Below are 26981 nucleotides of genomic sequence, written 5' to 3'. Positions count from 1 at the left end.
TCGTTCCATCGACGGGTGCTGGATCTCCGGCACCGGCCTGATCAATACACCCGTGCCTTCGGCGCGATTTTCTGAGGATCGATACCGCCGTTCTGGAACGGCGTCAGCGGGTCAGTGATCACCGGACGGTAGTCCAGCTTCACCTTGCCGTCCTCATCGACCCAGCTGAGCGAGTGCTTGCGCCAATCATCATCGTTTCGGCCGGACAGCGGTCCATCCTTGAAGTCCTCACGGGCATGCGCGCCGCGCGATTCCTTGCGGGCCTCCGCGCTGTAAACCGTTGTGATGGCGTTGGCCATCAGGTTTTCAAGCTCCAGCGTCTCGACCAGATCGGAGTTCCAGATCATCGACCGGTCAGACACTTTGACGTCATTCAGGCCGGACCAGATCTTGTCCAGCCGCTGGCAGCCTTGCGCAAGTGTTTCCTGGGTCCGGAATACGGCCGCATCTTCCTGCATGGCGCGCTGCATCTGGTCCCGCAACTCGGCGGTCGGCGTGCTGCCGTCCGCGTGCCGGAGCTTGTCGAAACGGGCCATGATCTTGTCGCAGGATGCCTCGTTGGGCGTCGGGACCGCTTCCTTGGGATCGACGACCTCGGCCGCCCGGATCGCTGCTGCCCGGCCGAACACGACCAGGTCGATCAGCGAGTTGGATCCAAGGCGGTTGGCGCCGTGCACCGAGGCGCAACCCGCCTCGCCCACAGCCATCAAGCCGGGCTGGATCCGGTTCGGATGATCGCCGGAGGCATCGAGCACCTCACCCCAGTAATTGGTCGGAATGCCGCCCATGTTGTAATGGACCGTCGGCAGCACCGGGATCGGCTCCTTGGTCACGTCGACACCGGCAAAGATGCGGGCGGACTCGGAGATACCCGGCAGACGCTCGGCCAGCAGGGCCGGGTCCAGATGATCCAGGTGCAGATAGATGTGGTCCTTGTTCTTGCCCACGCCCCGGCCTTCGCGGATTTCCATCGTCATGCAGCGGGACACAACGTCGCGCGAGGCCAGGTCCTTGGCGGACGGCGCATAGCGCTCCATGAACCGCTCACCCTCGGAATTGACCAGGTATCCGCCTTCACCGCGCGCTCCTTCGGTAATCAGGCAGCCTGAGCCGTAGATGCCGGTCGGGTGGAATTGCACGAACTCCATGTCCTGCAACGGCAGGCCCGCCCGGGCCACCATCCCGCCGCCATCGCCGGTGCATGTGTGCGCGGATGTCGCCGAGAAATAGGCCCGGCCGTATCCGCCGGTCGCCAGCACAACCATCTTGGCGGCGAAACGGTGGATCGTGCCGTCATCCAGGTTCCAGGCAATCACCCCCTGACACACGCCGTCTTCGGACATGATCAGGTCGAGCGCGAAATACTCGATGAAAAATTCGGCGTTGTTTCTGAGCGACTGACCATAGAGCGTGTGCAGGATGGCATGGCCGGTCCGGTCGGCCGCGGCGCAGGTCCGCTGCACCGGGGGGCCTTCGCCGTAATTCTGCATGTGCCCGCCAAAGGGGCGCTGATAGATCTTGCCGTCTTCTGTCCGCGAGAACGGGACGCCATAATGCTCAAGTTCGTAAACCGCCTTGGGCGCTTCCCTTGCCAGGTACTCCATCGCGTCGGTGTCGCCGAGCCAATCAGAGCCTTTCACGGTGTCATACATGTGCCACTGCCAGCTGTCCGGCGTCATGTTCTGCAAGGACGCGGCAATGCCGCCCTGGGCCGCCACCGTGTGCGAGCGGGTTGGAAACACCTTGGTGATGCAGGCCGTGCGCAGGCCTTGCTCGGCCATGCCGAGCGTGGCGCGCAGGCCCGCGCCACCGGCGCCGACGACAACCACATCGTATTTGTGGTCGGTGAAATCATAAGTTTTGGCCATTCGGGTTATCCTCCAAAGCCAAGCTTGAGCACAGCGAACAATGTGCCCAGACCGATCAGGGCGCAGAAGAAGGTGTTGCCGAGAAGAGCCAGGACCTTCTTGCCCTCGGAATGAATGTAGTCCTCGATGATCACCTGCATGCCAAGCTTCATGTGATAGACGCCGGACAGAATGACCAAAAGCATCAGGATGGCGACCAGCGGGTTGCCCATCGCTGCCACCACGTCCTGATAGGAAGAGCCCTGCAAGGAAATGACAAGGATCACAAAGAACGAAATTAGAAACACATTTGCGACGGCAGTGACACGCTGACGCCAGAAGTGATCGGTTCCGTCCTTGGCGGAGCCAAGCCCGCGAACCTTGGCAAGAGGAGTGCGCATATCGCTCATGACGTCTTTCCTTAACGAACCATGTAGCCGATGATCCAAAGAAGGATCGTGAGACTCACTGAGCCGATGATCGTGGCCTTGGCGAGCCACTCGCGGGCCTCGCGCCCGAAACCGGCTCCCATGTCCCAAATGAAATGACGGATCCCGCCCAGCATGTGATGGACAAGGGCCCAGGTGAAGCCGAACAGGATGAGCCGGCCCAGGAATGATCCGTAGATTCCATTGACGAAATCGAAATACTGGGGGCCTGCCGCGGCCGCAATCAGCCACCATGCCAGAAGAACCGTTCCGAAATACAGTGCGGCGCCGGTGATCCGGTGCAGGATCGACATGACCATCGTGAGGATGGGCTTATATATCTGAAGGTGAGGCGATAGCGGGCGGTTGCCCTGCTGGTCCGCGTTCGACATGAACATTCTCTCCCGTGTAACGCCGCTTACGTTGACGTAAGAGTAAGCAATTCAAGGCGTTGTCTGGAAGCGTTCTAACGCCAAGACCTTAAAACGTCAAAGCATCCGATGGGCCTAGATCGATTGAAATTCCGAAACGCCGTGCCGTCCCGTCACCGAGACAGGTTCGCCCGTTCAAATCGGGCGACCGGCAGCAACACGCTTGTAAAGATGCAGCATGAAGATCGTCGCGAAGATCGGAGTGAGCAAATTCAGCAAGGGCACGGCCAGCAGCCCGGCGATGATCAGTCCCCCCATGAACACCGTTCCAGAGCGCGCTTTGCGCAGGCGTTTGGCCTCGTCTGGCGGCATGAACCGCATGGCGGCAAACTCGAAGAATTCGCGGCCCAGAAGATAACCGTTCACCAGGAAAAAGGCGATCAGGTTGAGCCCAGGGATGAGAAGCATCATGAGGGCGAAAATGTTTCCCAGGATCACCACCCCCGTGAATTTCAGGGTCTGGATGACCGACGGCGCGAATGGCAGCGCCGTGCCGGGCCGATCCGCCGGATAGTCCGACGCCTCCACGATATCGGCGATGTCGTCTTGAAAAAGACCGGCGAACAAGGCGGAGATCGGTGCGACCAGGAAGCTCAAGGCAAACACCGCGCCGACCCCCGTCAGGATCGACACGACCGTCTCCAGCCAGGGGTAGGGAAGCTCGACGAAACTGGCAACCAAACCCTGCAGGGCGATCCAGACCACGAGCAGAACAGCCAGGGTGAAACCCAGCAATTTCCAGAAGACGGCCCGGAACGGGGGCTCGAATGCCTGGCGGAAGGCGCGGGAAGCGTCAGACAGCATGGATTGGTGGTCTCCGAGTTCGACCACCGACATAGGCACCGCAAAAGGGGCGCGCAAGACGCCGGCATTGGATGGCAGATGGTGTTTTGGTTGCGCCGGACCCGGCGCGGCCGCAATCCAGATCCATATGCATCCCGGATCAGAACCGCGTCCGGGCCTTCAGGGCCTGAGTCAAGGTGCCCTCGTCGAGGTAATCCAGTTCCCCGCCGACCGGCACGCCATGGGCGAGCTTGGTGACGTTGACGTTAATGTGCGAGAGCTGATCCATCAGATAATGGGCCGTGGTCTGACCCTCGACCGTGGCACTGATGGCGAGAATCACTTCCGCGATTTGCTCCTGCGAACACTTTGAGACCAGCGGAGCAATGTTGAGGTCGTCCGGCCCGATTCCATCGAGCGGAGACAGTGTACCGCCCAGCACATGATAGCGGGCGTTGATGGCGCCCGCCCGCTCCAGCGCCCACAGATCCGCCACGTCCTCAACCACCACCAGCACACTCGGATCCCGGTCCGGATCGGCGCAGATGGCGCAAGGATCGGACGTGTCGACCGTGCCGCAACTGCCGCACACGCCGATCTTCTCCACGGCCACGCCCAGCGCTTCGGCCAAAGGCACAAGGAGTTGCTCCTTGCGCTTGATCAGATGGAGGGCCGCCCGGCGGGCCGAGCGCGGGCCAAGGCCGGGCAGCTTGGACAGGAGCTGGATCAGGCGTTCGATTTCGGGCCCGGCAACCGACTTTTGAGCCATGTTGTGATGTGCCGCTCGCCTAGAAAGGCAGTTTCATGCCGGCAGGCAAGCCGAGGCCGCCCATCATTTCCTGGGTTTTCTCCTGAATACCGGCGTCGATTTTCACCCGACCGTCGGTATGTGCGGCGATGATCAGGTCTTCCAGGATCTCGACGTCATCCTCCTTGAACAAGGATGGATCGATCTTCAGGCTCTTCATCTCGCCCTTGCCGTTCAGGACAACCTTGACCAGGCCGCCGCCAGAGGAGCCTTCGGCCTCGATCTCGGTGATTTGCTCCTGCAGAGAGCCCATTTGCTCCTGCATCTGCTTGGCCTGTTTCATCATTTTCATGAAGTCCATGGACTTGCCTCCGTCGTCGGCGCAAAGCGCGGTTCTTGATGTGGTACATATCGGGTTCGCCCGTCCGTCAGCAAGCGCCCTGGCCGATTTCCGCGCGCTTTCCCAAGCCGCGGTTACGCGTCGTCGCCCTCATCGTCTCCGACCGCTTCGTGAAGCAGGGGATCGCCCAGCAGCGCGTCCTCCTCCTCTCCCGGCTGAACGCGGACGTCCACGACCTTGGCCCCGGGAAACTGGCTGAGGAGGGCTGCCACCGTCGGGTGCGCCTTGGCATCGGACAGAAGCTGGGCCTGATTGGCCTCGCGTTCTTCGTGGAGCGTTGGCCGCCCCTGCGCCCGGCTGACCGTGACGACCCAGCGGATGCCGGTCCATTCCGTCAGCTTGCGCCCGAGCTCGCCGGTGATGTCCGGTGCCGCGTCCTCGGTCGGCTGAATTTCAATCCGTCCCTGCTCAAACTTGACGAGCCGCATCTGCCGTTCGATGGCGAATTTCAACCGGATGTCGCGCTTGTCTGATGCCAGTGCGGCACAATCGGCCAGCGAGGCAAGGGCAACACGCGGCAGGGGTGCCGCAACCGGTTGAGACGTGGGCTGAGAGGCCGGCTGAACCTGGGGAACAGGCCGTGCGGCACCCCCGGAGATGGCGGTCAAACGCGGGCGCGGCACGCTGTCATGGGAGACCGGCTGGGGCAACGCTGCCTCCGCTGGTCCGGGGCTGGCCAAAGATGGAGCCCGCGATGGAGATGATGATGGCGCTATCGCTCCTCCGCCGGCGCCACCCACGCCCCCCTTCGCCAGCATCGTCAATGCCTCGCCCGGATCCGGAAGATCGGAAACATAGCACAGACGGACGAGAACCATATCGGCTGCGGCAAGCGGCTTTGGCGCGGACTGCACTTCCTGCAGACCTTTGAGCAGGATCTGCCAAGCGCGCGAGAGCATGCGGATCGAGAGCTTTTGGGCAAACTCGCGACCTCGAACACGTTCCGTTTCCGTGACCGATGCCTCGTCCGCGGCCTTTGGAGCGACCTTCAGCCGGGTGACGAGATGGGTGAAGTCGGCCAGATCGGTCAAGATCACTGCGGGATCCGCACCGACCTGATATTGCCCGGCCAGTTCGTCCATCGCTTCGGCCAGACGGCCCGCCATGACATGCTCGAACAGATCGATCACCCGGGCCCGGTCGGCCAGACCCAGCATGTCGCGCAGGTCCTCAGCCTCCACCGGCCCACTGGCGCGGGCCATGGCCTGGTCGAGCAGGGACAGGGAATCACGCGCCGATCCTTCTCCGGCGCGGGCGATCATGAAGAGCGCCTCGTCGGTGATCTCGATGTTTTCCGCATCCGAAATCCGTCTCAGCAAACCCACAAGCTTGGCCTGATCGATCCGCCGCAGGTCGAACCGCTGGCAGCGCGACAGCACCGTGATCGGCACCTTGCGGATCTCCGTCGTCGCGAAGATGAACTTCACATGCTCCGGCGGCTCTTCCAGCGTTTTCAAAAGGCCGTTGAAGGCCGCGTTGGAGAGCATGTGCACTTCGTCGATGATGTAGACCTTGTAGCGTGCCGTCGCCGGCCGGTAGCGCGAAGCGTCGATGATCTCCCGGATATCGTCGATCCCGGTGTGGGACGCGGCGTCCATCTCGATCACATCGACGTGGCGGCCTTCCATGATGGCCTTACAATGGGTGCCCTCGGTCGTGAGCTGCACCGTGGGCTTGTCGATTTCGCCGGGCACCTCGTAATTGAGGCCGCGCGCCAGAATGCGGGCCGTCGTGGTCTTGCCGACCCCGCGGACACCGGTGAGCATCCAGGCCTGGGCGATCCGGCCGGTCGCAAACGCGTTCTCCAGCGTTTGAACCATCGGCTCCTGGCCGACCAGATCCTCGAAGGTCGAGGGGCGGTATTTGCGCGCCAGCACCCGGTAAGCGCCTCCGCTGCCCGCCTGGGAGGGCGAGCCGGGCTGTTGTGTCAGGGACATCTCATCCATGGCGGGACATTAGCGTTTTTCCGGTCGCGCTGTCGCGGTCCAAATCCACTTTTTGTGCAAGCCCGCAGCGCCGCGGACACAAAAAAACCGGCGAGAACACCGCCGGTCGTTTTGAAACCCGTTCAGGGTGGGAGGCTGGCACGGCGACCCGTGCCGAGGCTCGTTAGGGCTGCTTCCTTCCGGACCTGACCCGGTTGGCGAGTGGCTCGTCCACCGCCAACCTCCCACCTCGTTATATCAAACGCCACCCGGGTTTTGGCAAGAGGGAAACTGAAGGAAATTGTTTCGCCGGTTTCCAACCCGAATGCCCCAGCTCCGCACCCGCCAGCCGTGCACCGAAAATGCATGCCCAATCGAGCGGACCTGACCGGGAACATATCTTTGTTTTCCCGCTTTGAGCTGTGATAGGACATCTTGTAAACAGCAGGACGCACAGATGATTTCATTCAGCCTCAATCCACGCCTGGAAGGCGACAGCTTGCATGTGACCGATCTGGACCTGTGTATGGTGCGGCTCATGAAAGACGCGACCTATCCCTGGCTGCTGTTGATACCCCGGCAGAATGATTTGATCGAGCTGACCGATCTGAGCGCGGCCGACCGGCATCTGCTCATGGATGAAATCACGGCGGCAAGCTCAGCCCTGAAAGCTGTAACGGACTTTGAAAAACTGAATGTGGCCGCGCTCGGCAACCAGGTGTCCCAGTTCCATGTCCATGTCATCGCCCGTTTTCGCGACGACGCCGCCTGGCCGGGACCTGTCTGGGGCGCGGCTCCGCCCCGGGACTACGAGCCGGACGCGGCCGAGCACCTGATTGACCGCCTCAGATCGGCCCTTGCCGTTTAGGCGACAGCGCGGCTCCCCTCTCCCGTTCCCAAGGATTTCCCACATGACGGCCGACCACGCCGATGCCCCGATGCCTTCCATGAGCTTTCTGGAAAACCGGCTCGACCGTCAGGCCACCCGCCGGCCGGATACCGAATTTCTGAAGCGCCGCCTGGCGGAACCGCATACGCGGATCGTGCTGTCCACACCGAACAAGCTGATCTTGCCCGAAGAAGGCGACAATGCCATCGGGCATCGTTTGGAAACGGCACTGGAGATCGGCGGTGAACGGGCCGAGATGGTCTATTTGGGCGAATTGAGCGAAACGGGCCGGGCCTATTTCGCGACCACCGTTGCGCGCGAAGACGATGAGATCGCAGCCATGAGCGGCCTCAAGGTCATCGACCTGCGCACGCTTGCCTTGAGAGCGGAGTTGAGCCCGCATGATCTGGGCGTGCTTGCGCAGGCGCGCGCGCTGATCCACTGGCACCGCACCCACCAGTTCTGCTCGCGTTGCGGTCACCCCAGCCACTTGGCGGAGGGCGGCTATCGCCGTGATTGTCCCAACTGCGGCACCCACCATTTCCCGCGCACCGACCCGTGCGTCATCATGCTGATCACGCACGGCGACAAGGCGCTGCTCGGGCGACCGCCGCGTTTGCCCGAAGGCATCTTTACGACACTTGCCGGTTTCATGGAATCGGGGGAAACGATTGAAGAAGCTGTCCGTCGGGAAACTTTCGAGGAATCGGGCATCAAAGTGGGAGCGGTCCGGCTGATCGCCAACCAGCCCTGGCCGTTTCCGGCGAACCTCATGCTGGGCTGCGTCGGCGAAGCCTTGACCACCAAGATCACCATCGAGGACGACGAACTGGAAGCCTGCCGCTGGTGCGGACGGGCGGAAGTCCGGCAGATGATCGACGGCACCCATCCGGATGGCCACATCATTCCCCCTTCCATTTCCATTGCCCACCACCTGATCACCGGCTGGATGAACGGCAAGATTTAAGTCCACACTCCGACGGTCGGCGCGCCGGCTTGACGGTTCGGCACTCCCGCCTGGCCAGCCTTGTGCGTAACCGGTCACCAGCTGTCCGTCTCGCACTTTACCCATGTTAGAGTGGCGGATACATCAACTTGCACGCCGATTTCAGGAGCTAGGGGAAATCCGAATGCACCCATTTCTGTTTGTGCTCAGTATGGCAGTCTCCTTGCTGGCCGGCGGCCAAACCGCTCAAGCCGGCCCGCATGACGCGGAATTCGCCCGTTTCCTGCAAAATGAAATCGTGCCGGCGGCCCGCGCGGCGGGCGTGTCGCAAGCGGTTCTGACCAAGGAACTGGCTGGCATGACGCCGGACACGGACCTGCCCGGGCTGGTGGGCCCTTACGGTAAAGGCAACCCGCCGAAGGTGAATTTCCAGGCGGAATTCCGGGCGCCCGGCCGCTATTTCAGCGACAGCCAGTTCAATGCCCTCGTCGGTCCAGGACGCAGCTTGATGAACAAGCACAAGGCCACTTTGGACCGGATCGAACAGCGCTATGGGGTCCCGCGCCGGATCATCCTGGCGATCTGGGCCCGCGAATCCGCCTATGGCCGGGCGAAGATCCCTCACGACGTCATCCGGGTTCTGGCAACCCGCGCGTTCATGGGCCAGCGCCGGGACTTCTTCAAAGGCGAGTTGATCGCCGCCTTGAAGATCTTGCAGAGTGGCGACGTCACCCATGCCAACATGCGCAGCTCCTGGGGCGGAGCGATGGGCCAGCCGCAGTTCATGCCGTCAAGCTATTTGAAATACGCCGTCGATTTCGACGGTGACGGACGGCGCGACATCTGGAACTCGGAGATCGACACCATGGCCTCCATCGCCAATTACCTGGCCCAACACGGCTGGACCAAGGGCAGGGACTGGGGCTATGAGGTGCGTTTGCCCGATACCGTTTCGTGCACACGGGAGGGACCCGACAATCGGCAACGGATTTCCGATTTCGTGCGCGAGGGCGTGACCCGGGCCAACGGCCGGCCGTTCCCAGATCACGAGCTTGGACAACAGGGCAACATTCTGCTGCCCGCAGGGCGTTACGGGCCGGCCTTCATCGCGACCGAAAACTTTTATGTCCTGAAAGAGTACAACGAATCCGACGTCTACGCGCTGTTCGTCGGCCATCTGGCCGACCGGTATGGCAACAACGCCAGCTTTGTGGGCGACTGGAAACCGACGAAGGAGACAACCCGCGGCGCCGTACGCACCTTGCAGGAACGGCTGATTTCCGAAGGCCACGACGTGGGCGGCGCCGACGGCCTGATCGGATTCAAGACACGCAGATCCATCGGCAAGGACCAGGAAGCAAAAGGCTTCTTTGCAACCTGCTGGGTTGGCTGACGCTGCCCATTGATCCGGACCGGGATTTGCCAACTTGAAGTATACCTATTTTAAAAATAAAAAATTACCGTTATGCATTAATTATCTGAAATTGGAGTTCCACCGATGTCTTCATTCCCCCACGGCGTGCTTGCCCGCCGAGGCCGAGGTCTTTGTGCCCTTTTCACCTTGATCATGGCCCTGTCCGCCTGCGGTCATGTTCCGCTATCATCCATGACGAAACTGTCGAAACTGGACATTCAAACCACGGACCCAGCCGCATTGCGCCTGGCGGCTGTGCTGCCCGACACGATCCACATACCGGCGGGCTCGGCGCGCATGGACCTCTCGATCACGAATACCGAGACAGGCGAAATCCTGCTGTCCGAACAAATCCCGCTCAGGGAAAGCGGTTCCAAGGCTGAAAAGGCCGAACTTTCAGGCGAATTGTCGGATGGAAAACAGCTCCTTATCTTTGCCCTCGCCGACGAGGATCTGGCCTATTTCCAAAGTTTTCAAGAGCACATTCGCGCCGGTTCGGGACAACAAAGGAAAACGCACGAAGGAACACTTTCTCTTCATGTCACGGGCTGTGCGATCAAAGATCCAGGCCCTGCGCCGATCCCGATAACAACCTTCTTGAAAACGTCGGAACTCGGCGGTTTCGTGACCTTGACGCGGAACTACGATCTCACAGACGCCTTGAAACACGCCGACCCGGGGTCTGCCGGAAGGTTGGACAAATGCGACGGACGGCAGATACCGCCGGCCTGAAGCCGGTTCTCCCGGGATGGTCCCCTTTCCCGCAGTTACCCGTTCACCACTCCTTCAGGCGCGGCTTCCAGCCGGAATGCGGCCGCCATCAGGGCTTTTGTGTAGTCGGTCTGCGGCGCGTCGAAGATCTCTTCGGCGCTGCCCGCTTCGACCACCTTGCCCTGGCGCATGACAACCACTTCATTGGCAAGTGCCCGCACGACCTTCAGGTCGTGCGAAATGAAGAGGTAGGCGAGCCCATGCGCTTTTTGAAGGTCGCGGAGGAGATCGACCACCTGCGCCTGGACGCTCATATCCAGCGCGGAAGTCGGCTCGTCCAGCATGACGAATTTCGGCTCCAGAACCATGGCGCGGGCAATGGAAATGCGCTGGCGCTGGCCACCGGAGAATTCGTGCGGATAGCGGAACCGTGTCGAGGCATCCAGGCCGACTTCTTCCAGCGCCTTTGCCACCCTCGTGTCCCGCTCCTGCGGGCTGATTTTGGGAAAATGCACTTCCAGCCCCTCACCCACGATATCGGAGACCGACATGCGCGGGCTGAGCGCGCCGAAGGGGTCCTGAAAGACGATCTGCATGTCGCGGCGGAGCGGTCGCATTTCCTTCCAGGATTTGGTCTCGATGTTGGTCCCGTTAAAGCTGATCCGGCCCTGGGATGAAATCATCCGCAGGATCGCCATACCCAGGGTCGTCTTGCCGGACCCGCTTTCGCCGACGATCCCCAAGGTTTGACCTTCGCGCACCGTCACGTCGATGCCGTCAACGGCTTTCACATGTCCAACCGTGCGTTTCAGAAGGCCCCGCTTGATCGGAAACCAGACCTTCAGGTCCTTTGCCTCGATCACGATGTCTTTCGAAAGATCCGTTCGCGGCGGGTTGCCTTTCGGCTCGGCGGCAAGCAAGTGCTTGGTATAGGAATGCTGCGGACTGCTGAAAATGTCCTCAACCGGTCCGGCTTCCACGATTTCGCCTTTCGTCATCACGCAAACCCGGTCGGCGAACTTGCGCACGATGCCGAGGTCGTGGGTGATGAACAGCATCGCCATGCCGCGCGCAGCCTTGATTTCCTTGAGCAGTTTCAGGATCTGCGCCTGGACCGTGACATCCAGCGCCGTTGTCGGTTCGTCCGCAATCAGAAGCTCGGGTTCATTGGCCAGCGCCATCGCGATCATGACCCGTTGCCGCTGGCCGCCGGAAAGCTGATGCGGATAGGATTTCAGCTTCGTTTCGGCGTCCTGAATGCCCACCTGATCCAGAAGCTCAAGCACGCGGGCACGCGCGGCAGTATCGCTCATCCCCTTGTGGATCTTGAGCATTTCCGAAACCTGACGCTCCACCTGATGGAGCGGATTGAGCGATGTCATCGGCTCCTGGAAGATCATGGAGATCTCGTTGCCGCGCACCTTGCGCATCTCAGCCTCATCCGCCTTCAACAGGTCCTGCCCGCGAAACAGGATCTGACCGGTCGGGTGAGAGGCAGCCGGATAGTTCAGCAGCTTCAATATCGACAGGGCCGAAACAGACTTGCCCGACCCGCTTTCGCCGACAATCGCAACCGTCTCGCCCTTGTTCAGATCAAAGGACACACGATTGACGGCGAGCGTTTCGGTGTCGCCTTGCCGGAACTGGACGGACAGGTCTTTGACCGAGAGGAGGCGCTTGCTTTCATTCATCAGGAGTCACCACCAAATTCAGTCCCTCAGGAGACAAGTCAACCCGGCGCATTCGATTGGCCCCCGGTATCCGGCTATCGTGGCTCACGAAATGCGACGCGCCAATGCGAATCGAAGTCGCCAGATGCAACCTATCCGGCAACCGTACTTTTCTCGGCACGACTGCTGCCAAAGCCGCAGCCTCATACATATCTTCACGGGTCAATGGAACGAGTTCAATGAGCCCTTTCCAGACAATCAGTTCCAAGTAAGTCCGCTTGAGAAGTGGGTCGATTTTAGCCTCAGCTGCATGTGGCCCCGTTAGGACCTCAGCCAACGTCAACTCGCTGGTGCAAGCAGATACCTGCTGTTTTTCGACTTCAAGTATGATCGCGCGCGCACACGCGGCATCTTGATCCGCTGCCCTTCCTTCCACCGCCCTTATGAAAACCATGGAGTCCAGATACAAATGATGCATTCAGCGGATCCGATCCCAATCATCCCTGGAAGCCTCGATTTGTGCTGTTATCTCGGTGCTTGAGCGCCTTAGGCGGTCCGGGACCGCGTCGAAGAGTTCCTGAACGGTCTTCGAGCTTGGGCGAGCCTCAACTTCCACAGTTATGGAAACAACTGCATGTTCTGGCAAACCATCTCGCAAATCCTGTGGCAACTTTTCAACCGGGTAATTTCGCCGAATGATCCTGTTCATCACGATCTCCTCAACGTCCAAGTCTATCACGCCAGGCTTTTGCGCGGGTCGAACGCATCGCGGACGGCTTCGCCTATGAAAATCAACAGGCTCAACATGATCGAAATGACCAGAAAGCCCGTGATGCCGAGCCAGGGGGCCTGAAGGTTGTTCTTGCCTTGCGCCAAAAGCTCGCCCAGAGACGGGGAGCCTGGCGGAAGACCAAACCCGAGGAAGTCGAGCGCGGTCAAGGTGGTGATCGATCCATTCAGAATGAAGGGCATGAAGGTCAGGGTCGCGACCATGGCGTTGGGCAAGAGGTGCCGCCACATGATGACACCATTGGACACGCCCAGCGCACGCGCGGCCGTGACAAACTCGAAATTCCGGCCGCGGAGAAATTCCGCCCGGACCACACCCACCAGCGCCACCCACGAAAAGGCCAGCAGAATCGTGAACAAGGTCCAGAACCCCGGGACCAGAACCGATGACACGATCAGAATGAGGTAGAGCGTGGGGATGGCCGTCCATATCTCGATGAAGCGCTGAAAGAACAGGTCAACCCAGCCCCCATAATAGCCCTGGACCGCGCCCGCAGCGATGCCGATAACCGATGAGGCAAGCGTCAGAGCGAGGCCGAAGAAAACCGAAAGACGGAAACCGTAAACGGTCCGCGCCAAAACGTCCCGGCCCTGGTCGTCCGTGCCAAGCCAGTTCCAGTTGCCGATCACACAATTCGGATCCTCGGCCCCCAGCGGATAACGGACGCATCGTTCGTCCTTGGACAGCATCCAGGATGGAGGCGCGGGGGCCGGCACCGGGATTTCGTTGTTCACCGTGCCATAGGAATACCGGACCGGAGGCCAGATCATCCAGCCATTGGCGTTGATCTCATCCTGAATGAACGGATCCCTGTAGTCGGTCACCGCCAGAAACCCGCCAAACCGCTCTTCCGGATAATCGACGAAAACCGGGACCAGAAGGTCCCCCTTGTAGGACACAAGGATCGGCTTGTCGTTGGTGAGAAACTCCGCGCCCAGCGCGAGAACGAACAAGACGAGGAAGATCCACAAGGACCAATACCCACGGCGGTTGGCCCGGAAATTGGCAAGACGGCGCCGGTTGATCGGCGACAGGGCGAAACGGCGCGGCGGCGGCATGGTTTCACCCGGCAAAGGATTGATATCCTCATAACCCGCCTGGGCCAGATCCGTGTTCAAGCGCTGGTCCATCTCAGATCTCCCGCGTCTCGAAATCGATCCGGGGATCGATCCAGGTGTAAGTGAGATCCGAAATGAGGTTCACGATGAGCCCCATGAGCGAAAAAATGTAGAGCGTGGCAAAGACCACTGCGTAGTCGCGGTTGATGACCGATTCAAAGCCCAGCAGCCCGAGACCGTCGAGGGAGAAGATCGTCTCGATCAGCAGGGAGCCGGCGAAAAACGACGAGATGAAGGCGCCTGGGAAACCCGCCACCACGATCAGCATGGCGTTCCGGAAGACGTGACCGTAAAGCACCTGCCGCTCCGTGAGGCCCTTGGCTCTGGCCGTCATGACATATTGCTTCCGGATTTCGTCGAGGAAGGAGTTTTTCGTGAGCAAGGTCGTCGTGGCGAAGGCCGACAGCACCATCGCCGTCAATGGCAGGGTCAGGTGCCAGAAGTAATCGAGAATACGCTCGGGCCAGGACAGGCTCTCCCAGTTGTCGGAGACCAAACCGCGCAAGGGGAAGATGTCCAGAAACGACCCGCCCGCGAACAGGACGATCAGAAGCACCGCAAACAAAAAGCCGGGAATCGCATAGGCGACAATGATCACCCCGGAGGTCCAGATGTCGAACCGGGAGCCATCGGCAACCGCCTTGCGGATCCCCAGCGGGATCGACACCAGATAGGAGATCAGCGTCATCCAGAGCCCGAGCGAGATGGAAACGGGCAACTTCTCGGCAATGAGGTCGATGATCTTGATGTCTCTGAAGTAACTCTCACCGAAATTGAAACAAGTGGCCCATGGAAGCTGCAGATCAAGCTCCGTGAAACCGAGGTTCAGTTGCACGCCTTCGATCCGAAAATCGCGGCATGTGTAGTCGAGCAGCAGATTGACGAACCGTTCGAGCGGCGGCTTGTCAAACCCGAATTGCGCCTCCAGTTCGCGGATAAAGTCCGGATCAAGACCCTGCGCGCCCCGATACTTCGAAGTAATCGCATCGCCGGCCGTCGCACCGGTCTCCCCAACGCCCGCACCACCGCCAAAATCGCCGCCCCCACCGCTTATGCGGGCCGTCGCGGATACATCGGTACCCTGGAGCTGCGCGATGACCCGTTCCACCGGCCCACCCGGCGCGAACTGGATGATCACGAAATTGATCGCCATGATCCCGACCAGGGTCGGAATCATCAGGAGAAGTCGACGAAGGATGTAAGCGCCCATGCACTCTTCTTTTTTTTGACGGATTAACCGGCCTTGCCAATCTTGGTGGCCTTGTCCCTGTCTAGCCACCAAGTGGTTTCGACCGGGAACCCATAGAATGGTGGTTCTTCGGGATACCCGAACATGTCCCACATGGCGACCGTGTGGGTGCCTTTGCTCCACTGGGGGATCCAGTAACGTCCGGACCGCAGCACCCGGTCGAGCGCCCGGGCCGCGATTGTCATTTCCTCGCGACTTGGGGCGGCAAGGGCTTTTTCGATGAGTTCATCGATCACCGGATCCGCGATTCCCGACATATTGAAACTTCCGGGTGTGCCGGCAGCCCTTGAGCCCCAGAACTCCCGAATTCCGTCGCTCAAGGTCGGCCCAAGCGAGAACCGGCGGCCGACGGCATCATAATCGAAACTGTTGAGACGGACCTGATACTGCGCCGGATCGACGATGCGGAACGTTGCAGCAACCCCGAGGCGTTCGAGATTGGAGATGAAGGGCGTCATGATCCGTTCGAAACTCGGCGAATTTCCGAGAAACTCGATGACAAGCGGCGCACCATCTGGGCCGACCATGGATTGTCCGTCGCGGCGGTACCCGGCCTCCTGCAGAAGCTGGTTCGCGCGGCGCAAAAGACCCCGGTCAAAACCTGACCCATCGCTCACCGGCGGCACATAGGGTTCACCGAACACCTCTTCCGGCACTTGCCCCCGATAGGGTTCAAGCAGCGCCAGTTCCGCCTCGGACGGTAGCCCCTCAGCCGCCATGTCCGACCCCTCGAAGTAGGAGACCGTGCGCTGGTAGAGCCCGAAAAAGAGGTTCTGGTTCGCCCATTCGAAGTCGAATGCGTACCCGATCGCCTCCCGGACCCGCTGATCCTTGAACTTGTCCCGGCGGGTGTTCAAGAACCAGCCCTGCATGCCGGATGGACGGTTGTCGGGGAACACTTTCTGAACGACCCGCCCATCTTCCACCGCCGGAAAATTGTACTCGGTCGCCCAGGTCTTCGACACGAACTCCTCGCGAAAGGTTGTATCGCCCTTCTTGAAGGCCTCGAAACCGGCTTGCCTTTCACGGAAGAAATCGAGGCGGATCACATCGAAATTGTTTCGCCCCCTCATCACCGGAAGGTCTTTGGCCCAGTAGTCCTTGACACGATCATATTCGACATACCGGCCAACCGCGTGCCGTCCGACCTTGTAGGGACCGGAAGACAATGGCGGCGTCAGCGTCGATTGCTTGAAGTCGTAGGTCGTATAATAGCGTTTGGAGAGAATTGGCAGGACGGCGATGGTGAGCGGAAGCTGCCGGGTCTGGTTGCCCGTGAAATAGACCGCCACTTTGTGTGGCTCCGGCGCTTCGGCCCGGTCCATTTGCTGGATCGTCTGGCTGATCTGAGGGTGGCCTTCTGCTTTCAACAGATTGAGCGAAAACGCCACATCCTCCGCCGTCAGGCTGGACCCGTTGTGGAACCGCGCCTCCGGACGGAGGTTGAAGGTGTACACATTGCCGTCGTCCGATTTTTCAACGCTTTCGGCAACGAGGCCATAAAGCGCATCCGGTTCGTCCTGAGCCGGAACCATAAGGCTATCGAAACACAGTTCCATTCTCGGCGGCGCATCGCCCTTCAAGATGAAGCTGTTGAACGTGTTGAAAGTCTGCGGGTTTTGATTGTAGGCCCAGCTCGGAGCCTGGAAAACAAACCGTCCGCCCTTGGGCGCATCCGGCACGACATAGTCGAAATGGCTGAAGTCGGGGCCGTATTTCAGGTCGCCGAACACGGACAACCCATGAACCGGGTCCGTCGAGGCGCCTGCGGACCGCGCCAGGAACGGACTGGCCGACAGCAGGGCGCTGGCGCCCGTCAGTTTCAGGAAGGTCCGGCGGTCTGGTGCGAATGCAGTCATGACGGATCCCCCGTTTGCGCGGCCTTTTCTTCGTCGTACCACCAGATGGTCGGAAAACCGACGGAAAACTCGGGCATGGTTTCGGGGTGGGAGTATCTGTTCCACCGGGCTGTTCTCGTTTGGTCGAGATACCATTGCGGCACAACGAAATTATGCGCCAGAAGCACCCGGTCGAGCGCGCGTGTCGCGGCGACCAAGTCGTCGCGGTCCTTCGCAAAAACTATCTTTTCGATAAGGGCATCGACACCGGGATCCTTGATGCCCGCGTAATTGCGCGACTGGGGCCGGTCGGCAGCCTCGGACCCCCAAAAATCCCGCTGTTCGTTGCCCGGTGACAAACTCTGCGGCCACAAGAGCGTGGCCATGTCGAAATCGCGGTTCTGGATGCGGTTGATATACTGCGGCGTATCAAGCGTTCTGAGGGTCATCTCAATCCCGATCAGCCGGAGATTGTTGGCGTAGGGCAGCACATAGCGTTCCGCGGACGGATCAATCGCGATGAATTCAATTGTAAAGGGCTCGCCGTTCTGATCAAGCAAGGTCCGGTTTTCCAGCCGGTATCCCGCGGCCTGCAGCAACTCCAGGGCTTCGCGGAGATTGGCGCGCAGTTTTTGCGGTGATCCGGCGACAGGATTCTCGTATGGCGTCGTGAACACCTCCGGCGGGACCAGGTCCCGAACTTCCTCAAGGATTTCAAGTTCGCGGCCCTGCGGCAGGCCCGTCGATGCCAACTCGGTCCCGGCAAAATAGGAATTGACCCTCTTGTACTGGCCGAAAAAGACCGTCCGATTGGCACTCTCGTAGTCGAAGGCGAGATTCAGCGCCCTGCGCACCCGGGGATCTGCAAACTTTTCGCGGCGCAGATTGGGCACGAAAGCCTGCATGACACCCCGCGCCTTGTCGTCAAACACCTCAAGAACAACCTTGCCCTCCTTGACCGCCGGGAATTCGTAGCCGGTCGCCCAGTTCTTGGCACTGTTCTCGGTGCGCCAGTCGTACTGGTCGGCCTTGAACGCCTGGAGAAGAACAGCGGTATCCCGAAAGGATTCGTACCGGATCTCGTCGAAATTATTCGTTCCAACCCGAATCGGCAGGTCGGCTGCCCAGTAGTCCTCGACACGTTCATAGGCAACCGACCGGTTTGCCGTATAATCCTTTATGCGGTAGGGGCCGGACCCGAGCGGCGGTTCCAGCGTGCTGCTGGAAATATCCCGGGGATTTCCATTGCTGTCCGTGCCCAGCCACCAATGTTTCGGCAGAATCAGAAGTTGCCCCATGATATGCGGGAGTTCCCGGTTGCCCGGCGCATCGAACGTGAACCGTACCCGATGCTCCGACAGCGCTTCGGCGCTGACGACATTCTGGTAGTAGAATTTCTGCCGGGGATCGAGCTCGGTCGCGGTTTCGAAAGACCAGACAACGTCATCGGCCGTTATCGGTTGCCCGTCGTGCCAGCGGGCGCGCTCGTTCAGCCGGAACTCAACCCAGCTGTAGTCGGCAGGATAGCGGGTTTCACTCGCGATCACGCCATATTGCGAGCTGATGTCGGCTTCATCCAGCGCCGGCTCCTTCAAGCTGTCATAGATCAGGCCCAGACCGGGGGCGAGATTTCCCTTTGGCAGAAAAACGTTGAAAGTATCGAAGCCGCCCTGTGTCGCCAGGCGCACAAGCCCGCCCTTTGGCGCATCCGGGTTCACATAATCGAAATGGCTGACATCGGGGCCATATTTGGGCGTCCCGTTCAGGGCTGTTGCATGACGCCACTGTGGCTCCCCTTGCATCGCGGCCGCGGGCAGACCCGCCAAACATGCGCCAAGCGCCAGGGTCAGAATACGAACGCCACGCAAGAAACCGCTGTCAGCATGAACCATACCACCTCCTCAATGTCCGGACGCCATGCGCGCGGACGATATGGCCCGTCGGGCCAAACGACTTACATGTCCAGAGAGTGTAAGGTTCCGATGGGATATCGTCACCCTGTCAACGGCAAGATGACATAAATTTAACCAGACAATGACGCGGCCGGGCTCAAACCGGAGGGCACCGGCCTGTCCGCTTCCTTGTGGACATACATGCGCGAGTCGGCCACACGCATGAGGTCCTCTACCGTTGCCGCATCCTCCGGGAAACTCGCTGATCCAATGCTTGCGGCGACCGAAACCTTGGCTTCACCGCACAAGAACGGTTCGCTGACCTTCCGGGCGAGGCGCTCGGCAAAATGAGACCGCTCGGAACCACTCATGCCACCGGGTGTCAACACGATGAACTCGTCGCCGCCAACGCGCGCAACCGTATCCATTTCTCTGGTCTGCTGGCGCAAACGCTGGCCAATTTCAATCAAAACCAAATCGCCAACCGAATGGCCAAAACTGTCGTTGATCGGCTTGAACCCATTGAGATCAATGTAAAATATATCGAAGCCCCTACCCGAGCGCTCGGACATGGCGGCCAGCTGCGACATACGGTCCTCCAGCAGCCGGCGGTTTGCCAAGCCCGTCAGTGAATCCTGCAAGGCCATGGCGCGAATGCGGATCATTTCAAGAACAAGAAGCAACGCCATTCCTGCGAACAATGCTGAGATCAGCCCACCGGCCATACGTGTCGCCCAAACGTCGAAAGTCACGGTCCGCCAGCCGTCAATCGGGTAACTCATCAGTTCCCAACCCAGGGAGGTTGGCAGATACAAAGGAAGCGACACAGCATCGGGACGCAGAACATAAGGATCTCCGTAGACAAATCGCGGTACATCGCTGCCCACAGCATAGGCGCCGATGGCAAGTCGGTACTTGCCCATCCGCTCGGACAACCCTGCGGATTTCATCAGGTTGTCTTCATCGATGACCACAGACACCACGCCCCAATAGCGGCGTTCGGCCAATGGCTGGCCGGGATAATCCGAGGGATAGACGGGTATGCGGGCGATCAGAGCCCGACCGCCTTGAACAAGATTGTAGGGACCCGACATGATTTCCGAACGCCGGATCATCGCTTCATGAACTGACGGCCATTGTTCTGAGCTGGTCCGGTAGTCGAACCCGATCGCCGCCCGGTTCTCTTCCAGTGGGAACACCGTTTCAATAATATTGTCCGGCGCAATCCCAATGACCCGAAGCGCCGGATTTCCCTGTATCAGATCAGTTGCAGCTTCACTCAGCTTCTGCTGGGATAACTCCCGCTCGGGGTGCACATTGATATGGGAGCGTATGCCGCGTCCCAGTGCGAAAATCTTGCCGACTTCCCCTTCCAACTGCGCCCGGGCTTCGGCGATGACGGCCAGCGCATCCTGCTTTTGGCGCTGGATGTTGGTTTCCTTCAAGATTTCCGACACGTAGAAAGTTATGAGAATCCCACTCAGAAAAAACGCAAAACCGACCGCAGCGGAAACCCAAAAAGCATTTCCGTTGGACAGCAAAAAATCCCTGAATGTTCGAAACCTGGTAATTTTCACCTCCCGCCGCATTCACGGCTACCGCGACGATAGGTCTTTTTTATTAAAAACAGCTTGATCGAGTGCAACGCAAAAAAACGCCGCTTCGAAAAGCGGCGTTTCCAATTCCGGCAATTGCCTTCAGCTTACTGGGCGGGAGCTGGCAAAGGCGCAGGATCGTCCGACTGTGACCGCATATAGGCAATCAGATCTGCACGTTCCTCCGGGCGGCGCAAGCCAGCAAAACCCATGGACGTTCCGCTGATGTACTGCTTGGGATTAGCGAGAAAGTTGTCGAGACCTTCATAGGTCCACTCGCCCTTGTCATCGCCATAAGCAACCATTGCGCTCGAATAGCTGAAGTCACCAAGTCCGCCGGGTTTACGGCCTATGATATCATAGAGTTGTGGCCCCACCTTGTTGGCGCCACCTGACTCAAAAGCATGGCACGCGGCACATTTGCGGGCGGCGCTCTCGCCGGAACTCGCAGAGGCGGCCAAAAGGCGCTCGCCGATCGGCGCCACCTCCGGCACGGCCTCAACTTCACTGGTGCCATCTTGCGGCTCGGCAAGAACGATCCGGTAACCGGGTTCACCCGGAATAGTCGGTTTGAAGATGATGTCTGATACGATCCCAAGACTCATCGTCAGCAAAAGCACCATCAAAACCGCTCCGGCGATTTTGTTTAACGTGAACGAATCCATTCTCTCCGGCTCCAACTTATACGCGTCCGGGCCCGCAGCCTGAACCACGAACCCCATGCGATTGTCGATTTTGGCCGGAACCTACAAACTTTTTGACCTTGCTGTCCATAGGTTTAAAAGACAGCGCACTACGACATTCGGCCGCGTTCCGGTCTGAATGCCGAACACAGTTCCAATGGAGCCCTGAAAAGCGTGGTTTCACCGATCGTCATCATCCCTGCCCGAATGGGCGCAACCCGGCTGCCGAACAAGCCGCTTGCCGATATCGGTGGCCGGCCGATGATCGTTCGCGTGCTGGAACAGGCGCAAAACGCCGATATCGGCCCCGTAGTGATCGCCTGCGACGATGAACGCATCATGTCCGCGGTGAACGACCACGGAGGGCACGCCGTGATGACCCGCTTCGACCACGTTTCCGGATCGGACCGGATTCATGAAGCCGTGAACATCGTCGACCCGGATGGGAAACATGATGTGGTGCTAAACCTTCAAGGCGATGTGCCATTGATCGATCCCGCCGCGATCCGCGCCGCGTTTGCGCCGCTGGACATCACAGACGTGGACATCGGAACGATCATGACAGAATTTCCGTCCCCGGAGTTCATAACGGATCCGAGCTTTGTGAAAGCAGTGACGACACCGAACGGAGAGGGCCATCACCGCGCGCTTTACTTCACACGGGCCACTGCCCCGTCTGGCGACGGGCCGTATTATTGGCATATTGGCGTCTATGCCTATCGCAGAAAGGCGCTGGCCCGTTTCGTCGAGCTGCCGGCGTCTCCGCTGGAAACACGCGAAAAACTGGAACAACTGCGGGCGCTCGAGGCTGGCATGCGGATTGACGTCAGCCTTATCGACAGCGCGCCTATGGATGTGAATACTGCCGCCGACCTTGAACGCGCTCGCGCCGCCTACAACACGCGCACGACCGGATAACCCCTGATCACCACCGGACATCTGATGACAGATCGAAAGAAAATCGTTTTCCAAGGCGAACTTGGTGCCAATTCCCACATGGCTTGCCGGAATGTCTATCCCGATTTCGAAGCCATTCCCTGCCCGACTTTCGAAGACTGTTTTTCCGCGATTGAAAATGGCGAGGCAGATCTTGGAATGATCCCGGTCGAGAATTCGGTCGCCGGACGCGTGGCGGATATCCACCACCTCCTGCCGCAGTCGAACCTCCATATTATCGGCGAATACTTTCTGCCAATCCGGCATCAGATGATGGCCCCGCCAGGAGCCAAGATCGAAGGCTTGAAGACGGTTCAGAGCCACGTGATGGCCATCGGACAGTGCCGGAAGGTGATCCGGGAACTTGGCCTGACCCCGGTGATCGGCGCGGACACGGCCGGGTCCGCCCGACAGATCGCCGAACGCGGGGATCTGACGGCTGCCGCTCTGGCCCCGGAAATGGCGGCCGATGTCTACGGGCTTGAAATCCTGCGGCGGGACGTTGAAGATGCCGCTCATAACACAACGCGGTTCCTGATCCTGTCCCGCGAGAAACTAGAAGCCGCCCACAGCGGCCAGCCCGTCATCACGACATTCATCTTCCGGGTCCGCAATGTGCCGGCTGCTTTGTACAAGGCGCTTGGCGGATTTGCCACCAATGGCGTGAATATGACCAAGCTGGAGTCCTATCAGCTGGAGGGGCAATTCTTCGCCTCAATGTTCTACGCGGATATTGAGGGGCATCCAGAAGATGTCGGCGTGGCACTGGCGCTCGAGGAGCTGGCGTTTTTTTGCGCCGAACTGAAAGTCGTTGGCGTCTACCGCGCAAGCCCGTTTCGCGACAAGATCCGCGAACCGGATGCCAATCGCGCCCTGCGACCTTCGCCCCACATCTAATCCCAATCCTTGAAGAGGCATACATGACCGATATCCGTTTCGACGCGCTGTGCATTGGCAATGCAATCTGCGACGTCTTTGCCCATGTCGAAGAAGACTTCCTTGTCAGCGAAAACCTGATCAAGGGCTCCATGCGTCTTATCGATACGGAGGAGGCGCTGTCTCTTTACGGAAAAATGGGCCAAACGGTGCGCATTTCCGGCGGCAGCGCCGGAAACACTGCATCCGGCATTGCATCGCTCGGCGGGACACCGGCCTATTTCGGCAAGGTTGCAAATGACGATCTGGGGGAGAGCTACACCCACGACATGACCGGAACCGGTGTCCATTTTCAAACGCCCCCGCTTGAAAACGGCATCCCAACGGCCCGGTCCATGATCCTCATCACCCCAGACGGCGAGCGCACCATGAACACCTATCTCGGTGCGTGCACGCATTTCGGTCCCGCCGATGTCAACGAAGACATCGTGGCCGCCTCCGCCGTCACCTATATGGAAGGCTATTTGTGGGATCCGGAAGAAGCGAAGAAGGCGTTTTTGACCGCCGCGGATATTGCCCACAAACACGGGCGTAAGGTGGCGATCACCCTGTCCGATGCCTTCTGCGTGGACCGGTACAGGTCCGAGTTCCTTGACATGATCAAGGACGGGGTCGTGGACATCGTGTTTGCCAACGACCACGAGCTCAAATCTCTTTTCGAAACGGCCGATCTGGAAACCGCCATCAAGGCGGCTCAGGACAGCAACGCCCTCGTCGCCCTGACGCTCGGATCCGACGGCGCTATGGTGATTTCCGACGGACAGCGCACCAAGGTCGACGCCCAGAAGGTGAGCGATATCGTGGACCTGACCGGAGCCGGGGACCTGTTCGCATCCGGCTTTCTGTTCGGCATGGCGCGCGGCTACGACCATCAGACTTCCGCGGAACTGGGTTGTTTATGCGCCGCGTCGGTCATCCGGCATGTGGGCGCACGGCCGGAACGGCCGTTGAAAGACACGGCCACCCAGAATGGCTTTGTGGTTTGAACACGAGCTTTCCGGACCGCGCCCAAGGCTTGCTGGCCCGCCCAACCTTCTGCAAGCTCCTTGGAGGTCTTGAAGAGAGTTGGGCGAATGGCAAGCCCAACCTTCGGGCTAAGCCGAAAGCGCGGCTCGACTTGGCCTGGCGCGGGGCGTAAACCGTGAGAATGCGCGTTCTGGCGATCGATACGGCACTTGCCAATTGTGCCGCCGCGGTGCTCGATGACAGCACCGTTCCCGTGTGCCTTGCGGAATGCGGCGCCGTGATCGGGCGCGGGCACGCCGAAAGGCTGATGGTCATGATCAGTAATGTCATGGCAGACTCATCAACGGCGTTCGTCGATCTCGACCGCATCGTTGTCACGACCGGCCCTGGAAGCTTCACCGGCTTGAGGGTTGGCTTGTCCGTGGCCCGTGGCTTCGGTGTTGTGTTGGGCAAACCGGTCGTCGGCGTGACCACACTCGAAGCGCTCGCCCATTCGGTTGCCGGCGGCAGCGGCGGACATCCCGTTCTGGTCGCGCTCGAGGGAAAAAAGGACGAAGTGTATTGCCAGCACTTTGCCGGCGACGGCACCGCAATTGAAGATGCGCAAGTGCGCACCGTTCAAAGCCTGACGGAAACCCTGCCCGCCGATATCCGTCTGGCCGGATCCGCCGCCCAGCGGATCGCCGAGGCCTGCCGGCTGCCATCCGGACGAATTCTCTCGTCCACGGGCTACGCGCCTATCCAGGATGTCGCCCTTCTTGGCATGAGCGCAAACCCGGAACTTTCAATGCCGGTTCCTCTCTATCTGAGACCGCCCGACGCCACACCGGCCCGGGACTCCGGGATCGCCCGGCAATGAGTTTCTGGTGGTTCTGGGCGCAAGCCCCCGTCGTTGAGGACGCGCTGGACGAAGACCTGCCTTTCCTCGCGGACATTCACGCGCAAACCTTTGCGCACCCATGGCACCCGGACGAACTGGGCCGCCTGATGGCACAAGACGGCGTCATCGTCCTCACAGCACGCAGGTCCAGCCCTTACGGAACGCGCAACCCCGTCGGCTTTCTCATTATCCGCCAGGCCGCCGATGAAGCGGAAGTGCTGACGATCGCGGTTCATCCCCGTCACCAGGGCAGAGGCATCGCGAGCAAACTCCTGCAAACGGGCCTTTTCCGTCTTTACACGGAACGATGCACACATCTGTTCCTCGAAGTCGACGCATCGAATGCACCCGCGCTCAGCCTGTATCGGCGGCTGGGCTTCAAGCAAGTGGGGGAGCGAAAAGGCTACTACCGCGCGGGAGAAGGCGACGGGACGGCGCTTGTCATGCGCGCCGATCTTCGCTAAGCGCATCCCAAGACCAGCGTGGATGACGGGCAGGACTATGAGCGACAGCCGGACGGAGACTTTGGTGGAGCAATGCGCGGCACGAGGCTTGCGCATGACCGAACAGCGCCGGGTGATCGCCTCCGTGCTTGAAGCGGCCTCGGATACCCATCCCGATGTCGAGGAACTGTACCGGCGCGCGTCGGCCATCGATCCCAAGATCTCGATCTCAACCGTCTATCGCACCGTGAAGCTGTTCGAGGATGCCGGCATGATCGAACGGCACGATTTCCGGGACGGACGGTCCCGGTATGAACCGGTTCCGGACGAGCATCATGATCATCTGATCGACTTGCGCAGCGGCAAGGTTATCGAGTTCCGCAGCGAGGAAATCGAAGCTCTTCAGGAATTCATTGCCAAAAGACTAGGATACCGTCTGGTGGATCATCGTCTTGAACTCTATGGTGTCCCTCTCGGTGATGGCGCACAGCTGAAAAGTTCGGACAAGACCGGCGATGGTTCAGATTAAGGCGGTTCTGATCATTCTGGCCCTGGCGGGCGTTTCCGCCGTTTTGATCCCGATACAGTGGCTGGCCATCAAGACGGGCATGCCCGCCCAGCGCCTGTTGCCCATGGTTTGGCATCGAATAGCCGCAAAACTGGTCGGGATCCGCGTCCGGCAGGTCGGCGCGCCGGCATCCGGACGGCCTCTTCTGATTGCGGCCAACCATACCTCATGGGTCGATATCCCGGTCCTTGGGTCCTTGTTGCCGCTGTCGTTCATCGCCAAATCGGAAGTCGCGGGCTGGCCGGTCTTCGGGCTTTTCGCGAAACTCCAACGCTCGGTATTTGTCAATCGCAGCAAACGGTCCGACACAGGCCGGGTCAACGGCGAAATCGCGAGCCGCATGGCGGATGGCGACGCAATGGTGCTGTTCGCCGAAGGCACCTCCAATGACGGCAACACCGTCTTGCCTTTCCGTTCGGCGCTTTTGGGAGCGGCGACGAAGCTAGATGATGCGCCTTTCGACACGGTCGTTGTCCAGCCACTGTCCATTGCCTATGCAAGCTTGCACGGCCTTCCGATGGGGCGGCAATTCCGCCCCCATGTCGCCTGGTATGGGGACATGGAACTGGCCGGCCATCTCTGGGGCGTGTTCCGTGAGGGCGCTGTGGACGTGGTGGTCACCTGGGGCGAGCCGATCCTGGTGAACGGTCAAGCCGACCGGAAGGCCCTGACCCGTCAGCTTGAGCAGGAGGTTCGCGCCATGACCCTGTCCGTCTTGCGCGGAAATGCTTCCGAAGCTTCCGAAAGGCCGGAGATCCCTGAGTCAGGCCTATTCTCAAACGCACAAAAAACCGCTAATGCTGGCGCCTGACGCGGCTCGGCGTCGGTCCGGGTATCCTGAACCGATCGCATTGCGAATGATGCTTTTTGCTCCGCCGGCCCAGCAACCTGAGCG

26 protein-coding genes and 1 other RNA gene are annotated in these 26981 nt (G+C 60.0%); 11 read left to right on the top strand and 16 right to left on the bottom strand.

The genetic code is table 11. The features are described 5' to 3' along the window. Positions 1-41: 41 nt before the first annotated feature. The 8 genes from sdhA to ffs form a co-directional block, all read right to left on the bottom strand. Complete coding sequence (gene sdhA / locus F0184_RS09440; protein ID WP_150495935.1) at positions 42-1868, bottom strand: succinate dehydrogenase flavoprotein subunit; 1827 nt, start codon at positions 1866-1868, stop codon at positions 42-44. Positions 1869-1873: 5 nt separating this feature from the next. After that, positions 1874-2257: a succinate dehydrogenase, hydrophobic membrane anchor protein gene (sdhD, locus tag F0184_RS09435; RefSeq protein WP_150495934.1), complete on the bottom strand. Its 384-nt coding sequence runs from the start codon at positions 2255-2257 to the stop codon at positions 1874-1876. Between the two features lie 11 nt (positions 2258-2268). Continuing rightward, complete coding sequence (gene sdhC, locus F0184_RS09430; RefSeq protein WP_150495933.1) at positions 2269-2667, bottom strand: succinate dehydrogenase, cytochrome b556 subunit; 399 nt, start codon at positions 2665-2667, stop codon at positions 2269-2271. A 174-nt stretch (positions 2668-2841) separates the two neighbouring features. Continuing rightward, entirely contained in the window at positions 2842-3510 is a 669-nt protein-coding gene (locus F0184_RS09425; protein WP_150495932.1) for a sulfate transporter family protein, read from the bottom strand. 139 nt (positions 3511-3649) lie between these two features. After that, positions 3650-4258, bottom strand: a complete 609-nt coding sequence (gene recR / locus F0184_RS09420) for a recombination mediator RecR (protein WP_150495931.1) — start codon at positions 4256-4258, stop codon at positions 3650-3652. Between the two features lie 19 nt (positions 4259-4277). Beyond that, positions 4278-4598, bottom strand: coding sequence for a YbaB/EbfC family nucleoid-associated protein (locus tag F0184_RS09415; protein ID WP_150495930.1), 321 nt, complete (start codon positions 4596-4598; stop codon positions 4278-4280). A 113-nt stretch (positions 4599-4711) separates the two neighbouring features. Next, a complete protein-coding gene (locus F0184_RS09410) occupies positions 4712-6574 on the bottom strand; it encodes a DNA polymerase III subunit gamma/tau (RefSeq protein ID WP_371871101.1) in 1863 nt (620 codons plus the stop codon). A 136-nt stretch (positions 6575-6710) separates the two neighbouring features. Then, positions 6711-6808: signal recognition particle sRNA small type (ffs, locus tag F0184_RS09405), an RNA gene on the bottom strand. 211 nt (positions 6809-7019) lie between these two features. On the opposite strand from ffs, the gene F0184_RS09400 reads away from it, so the two are divergent. From F0184_RS09400 to F0184_RS09385, 4 genes are all read left to right on the top strand, one after another. Continuing rightward, complete coding sequence (locus F0184_RS09400; RefSeq protein ID WP_150495928.1) at positions 7020-7430, top strand: HIT domain-containing protein; 411 nt, start codon at positions 7020-7022, stop codon at positions 7428-7430. Positions 7431-7473: 43 nt separating this feature from the next. After that, positions 7474-8418 carry an NAD(+) diphosphatase gene (gene nudC, locus F0184_RS09395; protein ID WP_208998406.1) on the top strand — a complete coding sequence of 315 codons (945 nt, stop codon included), beginning with the start codon at positions 7474-7476 and terminating at the stop codon, positions 8416-8418. 163 nt (positions 8419-8581) lie between these two features. Continuing rightward, positions 8582-9790 carry a lytic murein transglycosylase gene (locus F0184_RS09390; RefSeq protein WP_150495927.1) on the top strand — a complete coding sequence of 403 codons (1209 nt, stop codon included), beginning with the start codon at positions 8582-8584 and terminating at the stop codon, positions 9788-9790. 105 nt (positions 9791-9895) lie between these two features. Beyond that, complete coding sequence (locus tag F0184_RS09385; RefSeq protein ID WP_150495926.1) at positions 9896-10543, top strand: hypothetical protein; 648 nt, start codon at positions 9896-9898, stop codon at positions 10541-10543. Positions 10544-10578: 35 nt separating this feature from the next. Here F0184_RS09385 and F0184_RS09380 read toward each other — a convergent pair whose 3' ends face one another. The 8 genes from F0184_RS09380 to F0184_RS09345 all read right to left on the bottom strand — a co-directional run bounded on the left by F0184_RS09380 (position 10579) and on the right by F0184_RS09345 (position 21339). Then, positions 10579-12213: an ABC transporter ATP-binding protein gene (locus F0184_RS09380; protein WP_150495925.1), complete on the bottom strand. Its 1635-nt coding sequence runs from the start codon at positions 12211-12213 to the stop codon at positions 10579-10581. After that, positions 12206-12670, bottom strand: a complete 465-nt coding sequence (locus F0184_RS09375; protein WP_150495924.1) for a type II toxin-antitoxin system VapC family toxin — start codon at positions 12668-12670, stop codon at positions 12206-12208. The genes F0184_RS09380 and F0184_RS09375 overlap by 8 nt, the downstream gene beginning before the upstream one ends. A 257-nt stretch (positions 12671-12927) precedes the next feature. Next, complete coding sequence (locus F0184_RS09370; protein ID WP_208998418.1) at positions 12928-14040, bottom strand: ABC transporter permease; 1113 nt, start codon at positions 14038-14040, stop codon at positions 12928-12930. 73 nt (positions 14041-14113) lie between these two features. Continuing rightward, positions 14114-15310 carry a microcin C ABC transporter permease YejB gene (locus F0184_RS09365; protein WP_150495922.1) on the bottom strand — a complete coding sequence of 399 codons (1197 nt, stop codon included), beginning with the start codon at positions 15308-15310 and terminating at the stop codon, positions 14114-14116. A gap of 23 nt (positions 15311-15333) precedes the next feature. Further along, positions 15334-17208 carry an extracellular solute-binding protein gene (locus tag F0184_RS09360; RefSeq protein ID WP_150495921.1) on the bottom strand — a complete coding sequence of 625 codons (1875 nt, stop codon included), beginning with the start codon at positions 17206-17208 and terminating at the stop codon, positions 15334-15336. Continuing rightward, a complete protein-coding gene (locus F0184_RS09355; protein ID WP_150495920.1) occupies positions 17205-19079 on the bottom strand; it encodes an extracellular solute-binding protein in 1875 nt (624 codons plus the stop codon). The genes F0184_RS09360 and F0184_RS09355 overlap by 4 nt, the downstream gene beginning before the upstream one ends. A 131-nt stretch (positions 19080-19210) precedes the next feature. Then, the gene (locus F0184_RS09350; RefSeq protein WP_172972063.1) at positions 19211-20524 is read right to left on the bottom strand and encodes a diguanylate cyclase; all 1314 of its coding nucleotides are present in this window, start codon (positions 20522-20524) and stop codon (positions 19211-19213) included. A 257-nt stretch (positions 20525-20781) separates the two neighbouring features. Beyond that, positions 20782-21339: a c-type cytochrome gene (locus F0184_RS09345; RefSeq protein WP_150495918.1), complete on the bottom strand. Its 558-nt coding sequence runs from the start codon at positions 21337-21339 to the stop codon at positions 20782-20784. Positions 21340-21531: 192 nt separating this feature from the next. On the opposite strand from F0184_RS09345, the gene F0184_RS09340 reads away from it, so the two are divergent. The 7 genes from F0184_RS09340 to olsA all read left to right on the top strand — a co-directional run bounded on the left by F0184_RS09340 (position 21532) and on the right by olsA (position 26897). Further along, entirely contained in the window at positions 21532-22275 is a 744-nt protein-coding gene (locus F0184_RS09340; protein WP_150495917.1) for a 3-deoxy-manno-octulosonate cytidylyltransferase, read from the top strand. A 24-nt stretch (positions 22276-22299) separates the two neighbouring features. Beyond that, positions 22300-23190, top strand: a complete 891-nt coding sequence (locus tag F0184_RS09335) for a prephenate dehydratase (RefSeq protein ID WP_150495916.1) — start codon at positions 22300-22302, stop codon at positions 23188-23190. 23 nt (positions 23191-23213) lie between these two features. Next, positions 23214-24215, top strand: coding sequence for an adenosine kinase (locus F0184_RS09330; RefSeq protein WP_150495915.1), 1002 nt, complete (start codon positions 23214-23216; stop codon positions 24213-24215). Between the two features lie 161 nt (positions 24216-24376). Continuing rightward, positions 24377-25054, top strand: a complete 678-nt coding sequence (tsaB, locus tag F0184_RS09325) for a tRNA (adenosine(37)-N6)-threonylcarbamoyltransferase complex dimerization subunit type 1 TsaB (RefSeq protein ID WP_150495914.1) — start codon at positions 24377-24379, stop codon at positions 25052-25054. Beyond that, positions 25051-25539, top strand: coding sequence for a ribosomal protein S18-alanine N-acetyltransferase (rimI, locus tag F0184_RS09320; protein WP_150495913.1), 489 nt, complete (start codon positions 25051-25053; stop codon positions 25537-25539). The genes tsaB and rimI overlap by 4 nt, the downstream gene beginning before the upstream one ends. Positions 25540-25576: 37 nt before the next feature. Further along, positions 25577-26047, top strand: coding sequence for a Fur family transcriptional regulator (locus tag F0184_RS09315; protein WP_150495912.1), 471 nt, complete (start codon positions 25577-25579; stop codon positions 26045-26047). Further along, positions 26034-26897 carry a lyso-ornithine lipid O-acyltransferase gene (gene olsA / locus F0184_RS09310; protein WP_172972062.1) on the top strand — a complete coding sequence of 288 codons (864 nt, stop codon included), beginning with the start codon at positions 26034-26036 and terminating at the stop codon, positions 26895-26897. Before F0184_RS09315 ends, olsA begins: the two co-directional genes overlap by 14 nt. The last annotated feature ends 84 nt before the right edge of the window (positions 26898-26981 follow it).

It is taken from the genome of Roseibium aquae (genome assembly GCF_008711285.1).
GTDB lineage: Bacteria > Pseudomonadota > Alphaproteobacteria > Rhizobiales > Stappiaceae > Roseibium > Roseibium aquae.
Note: the sequence above shows the minus strand (reverse complement) of the source record. Positions and strands in the feature narration are given on the sequence as shown.

What these genes read in the sequence shown, in the direction of transcription:
- F0184_RS09370 (WP_208998418.1), bottom strand. Translation starts at nt 14,040, where the DNA reads ATGCCGCCGCCGCGCCGTTTCGCCCTGTCGCCGATCAACCGGCGCCGT.
- F0184_RS09400 (WP_150495928.1), top strand. Translation starts at nt 7,020, where the DNA reads ATGATTTCATTCAGCCTCAATCCACGCCTGGAAGGCGACAGCTTGCAT.
- recR (WP_150495931.1), bottom strand. Translation starts at nt 4,258, where the DNA reads ATGGCTCAAAAGTCGGTTGCCGGGCCCGAAATCGAACGCCTGATCCAG.
- F0184_RS09355 (WP_150495920.1), bottom strand. Translation starts at nt 19,079, where the DNA reads ATGGTTCATGCTGACAGCGGTTTCTTGCGTGGCGTTCGTATTCTGACC.
- sdhD (WP_150495934.1), bottom strand. Translation starts at nt 2,257, where the DNA reads ATGAGCGATATGCGCACTCCTCTTGCCAAGGTTCGCGGGCTTGGCTCC.
- F0184_RS09410 (WP_371871101.1), bottom strand. Translation starts at nt 6,574, where the DNA reads ATGTCCCTGACACAACAGCCCGGCTCGCCCTCCCAGGCGGGCAGCGGA.
- F0184_RS09345 (WP_150495918.1), bottom strand. Translation starts at nt 21,339, where the DNA reads ATGGATTCGTTCACGTTAAACAAAATCGCCGGAGCGGTTTTGATGGTG.
- F0184_RS09415 (WP_150495930.1), bottom strand. Translation starts at nt 4,598, where the DNA reads ATGGACTTCATGAAAATGATGAAACAGGCCAAGCAGATGCAGGAGCAA.
- F0184_RS09365 (WP_150495922.1), bottom strand. Translation starts at nt 15,310, where the DNA reads ATGGGCGCTTACATCCTTCGTCGACTTCTCCTGATGATTCCGACCCTG.
- rimI (WP_150495913.1), top strand. Translation starts at nt 25,051, where the DNA reads ATGAGTTTCTGGTGGTTCTGGGCGCAAGCCCCCGTCGTTGAGGACGCG.
- sdhC (WP_150495933.1), bottom strand. Translation starts at nt 2,667, where the DNA reads ATGTCGAACGCGGACCAGCAGGGCAACCGCCCGCTATCGCCTCACCTT.
- F0184_RS09315 (WP_150495912.1), top strand. Translation starts at nt 25,577, where the DNA reads ATGAGCGACAGCCGGACGGAGACTTTGGTGGAGCAATGCGCGGCACGA.
- sdhA (WP_150495935.1), bottom strand. Translation starts at nt 1,868, where the DNA reads ATGGCCAAAACTTATGATTTCACCGACCACAAATACGATGTGGTTGTC.
- F0184_RS09375 (WP_150495924.1), bottom strand. Translation starts at nt 12,670, where the DNA reads ATGCATCATTTGTATCTGGACTCCATGGTTTTCATAAGGGCGGTGGAA.
- F0184_RS09425 (WP_150495932.1), bottom strand. Translation starts at nt 3,510, where the DNA reads ATGCTGTCTGACGCTTCCCGCGCCTTCCGCCAGGCATTCGAGCCCCCG.
- tsaB (WP_150495914.1), top strand. Translation starts at nt 24,377, where the DNA reads ATGCGCGTTCTGGCGATCGATACGGCACTTGCCAATTGTGCCGCCGCG.
- F0184_RS09335 (WP_150495916.1), top strand. Translation starts at nt 22,300, where the DNA reads ATGACAGATCGAAAGAAAATCGTTTTCCAAGGCGAACTTGGTGCCAAT.
- F0184_RS09390 (WP_150495927.1), top strand. Translation starts at nt 8,582, where the DNA reads ATGCACCCATTTCTGTTTGTGCTCAGTATGGCAGTCTCCTTGCTGGCC.
- olsA (WP_172972062.1), top strand. Translation starts at nt 26,034, where the DNA reads ATGGTTCAGATTAAGGCGGTTCTGATCATTCTGGCCCTGGCGGGCGTT.
- F0184_RS09385 (WP_150495926.1), top strand. Translation starts at nt 9,896, where the DNA reads ATGTCTTCATTCCCCCACGGCGTGCTTGCCCGCCGAGGCCGAGGTCTT.
- F0184_RS09360 (WP_150495921.1), bottom strand. Translation starts at nt 17,208, where the DNA reads ATGACTGCATTCGCACCAGACCGCCGGACCTTCCTGAAACTGACGGGC.
- nudC (WP_208998406.1), top strand. Translation starts at nt 7,474, where the DNA reads ATGACGGCCGACCACGCCGATGCCCCGATGCCTTCCATGAGCTTTCTG.
- F0184_RS09330 (WP_150495915.1), top strand. Translation starts at nt 23,214, where the DNA reads ATGACCGATATCCGTTTCGACGCGCTGTGCATTGGCAATGCAATCTGC.
- F0184_RS09380 (WP_150495925.1), bottom strand. Translation starts at nt 12,213, where the DNA reads ATGAATGAAAGCAAGCGCCTCCTCTCGGTCAAAGACCTGTCCGTCCAG.